The following is a 2103-nucleotide window of genomic DNA, read 5'->3' as shown; positions in this document are numbered from 1 at the left end:
GGCCACGACCGAGGGGTGGCCGTTGTAGGTGCCGGCGAAGAAGGCGGGGGCGCCGGGCGTCGTGGAGAACAGGTCCATCAGGTCGGCCCGGCCGCCGATCGCGGCGACGGGCGCGCCGTTGGCGATGGCCTTGCCGAGGGTCGTGAGGTCGGGGGTGACGCCGCTGATGCGCTGCCAGCCGCCGAGGTCGTGGCGGAAGCCCGTGATCACTTCGTCGAAGACGAGGACGCTGCCGGCCTTCGTGGTCTCCTCGCGCAGGGTCCGCAGGAACTCCTGGTACGGCAAGAGGGCGCCCACGTTGTGCGGCACGGGTTCGACGATGACGGCGGCGATGTCCTGGCCGTGCTCGGCGAAGGCCGTGCGGACCGCCTCGCTGTCGTTGAAGGGCAGGACGAGGGTGGCGGCGAGGACCTCGGGCAGGATGCCCGTGGAGATGGGGTCGTGGCCGCCGACCTTCTCGGGCGCCGAGATGACGTTGAGGCTGACCGCGTCGTGCCAGCCGTGGTAGCAGCCCTGGAACTTGACGACCAGCCGCCGCCCGGTCGCGGCGCGGGCGACGCGCAGTGCGTGGAAGGTGGCCTCGCTGCCGGTCGAGGTGAGCAGCAGCTTGTCGACCGAGGGGATGAGCTCGGCGAGCTGTTCGGCGAGGAGCACCTCGCCTTCGGTGACGCCCACGCCCATATGGCCGAGGCTCCGGCCGGCCTCCTCGGCGGCGCGGGCCACGTCGGGGTCGTTGTGGCCGAGGAGCGGGGGGCCGAAGGCGGCGTGGAAGTCCGTGAACTCCCGTCCGTCGGCGGTGCGGAAGCGGGCGCCCCCGGTGCCGGTGACGACGAGGTCGGTCAGACCGGGGATGCTGCGCTGGCCGCTGTTCACGCCACCGGGCACGACCTGGCGGGCCCGCCGGGCGAGCCGCTCGGCGGTGGTGCCGTCCTGGCCTGAACTCATGATCGGTGCTCCTTGCGTCGATAGTCGTTCGGCCCTCGGGGTCCTGCCCGGTCCCCGGGAGCCATGGCGCCATCCGCCGGCAGTCTTCGCAGGAAATTCTTCAGAACAGCGTTCTGTACTCCAGAACAGTCAGGATCGTACGGGCCGAAAATCGCGGAGGTCAACCCCTTTTCCGTGCGACTTTCGGCGTGAACTCGCCCCGGAATCCCGCGAGAAGGCACTACGCTGTTCAGCTATGACGAACAGCGCGAAGAGCGAAGGCCCGGCCGAGACGGAACCGGCAGAGCCGTCGGAGCCGGCAGACCGGGCCGAACCAGCAGAGCCGTCAGAGCCGTCAGAGCCGTCAGAGCCGTCAGAGCCGTCAGAGCCGTCGAAATATTGGGTCAAGAGCGTGGCGAGGGCCGCGGACATCCTCGAAGCCCTCGCCACGGCGGAGCCGGGCAGGGGCATGAGCGTCACCGAGGTCGCGCGCGCCTGCAAGATCGCCAAGAGCGCGACCTTCGGCATGCTCCAGACCCTGCGGGCGTACGGGCTCGTCGCCGACGACGGCGAGGGCATGAGCCGGCGCTACCGCCTGGGCATGGGGCTCGCGCGGCTCGGCGACCGGGCCCGGTCCCAGGTGTCCCTGCGGACCGTCGCCCACCCCGTACTGCGCGAACTGACCTCGGTCACCGGCATGGCCTCGCGCCTCGCGGTGCCCGAGGGCGGCCACGCCGTGGTGGTGGACCAGGTCGAGACCGACCAGCGCATCCGCCTCGACCTGCGCATGGGACAGCGCGAACTGCCGCACTGCACCGGGCTGGGCAAGGCCCTGCTCTCCGCCCTCTCCCCCGCCGAGGCGGCTCTCGTGGTCGAGCGGTTCGGACTGCCGCGCCGCACCGCCCGGACCATCACCGACCCGGCGACCCTCCTCGCGCACCTGCGCGACATCGACCGGCTCGGCTACGCGCTCGACGACGAGGAGGACGCCGAGGGGGTCATCTGCATCGGCGCCCCCGTCCGCGACCACCTCGGCGTCTGCGCGGGCGCCATCAGCATCACCGGCCTCAAACTCGGCCTGCCCGCGTGGCGTTACCAGGAGCTGGGCGGGCAGGTCAGGGACGCCGCGCGGCGCATCAGCGTGGGCCTGGGCCAGGAGGCGACGGAACCGGAGCGCAC

At 71.8% G+C, this 2103-nt stretch carries 2 protein-coding genes; one reads left to right on the top strand and one right to left on the bottom strand.

The genetic code is table 11. The features are described from left to right. A partial coding sequence (locus ACFU99_RS41680; protein WP_384403448.1) for an aspartate aminotransferase family protein occupies positions 1-945 on the bottom strand: 945 nt, incomplete at its 3' end. Between the two features lie 391 nt (positions 946-1336). Between ACFU99_RS41680 and ACFU99_RS41675 the strand changes: the two genes are divergently transcribed. Further along, a partial coding sequence (locus tag ACFU99_RS41675; protein ID WP_384403445.1) for an IclR family transcriptional regulator occupies positions 1337-2103 on the top strand: 767 nt, incomplete at its 3' end.

Source organism: Streptomyces sp. NPDC057654 (genome assembly GCF_042800135.1).
Classification (GTDB): Bacteria; Actinomycetota; Actinomycetes; order Streptomycetales; family Streptomycetaceae; genus Streptomyces.
Note: the sequence above shows the minus strand (reverse complement) of the source record. Positions and strands in the feature narration are given on the sequence as shown.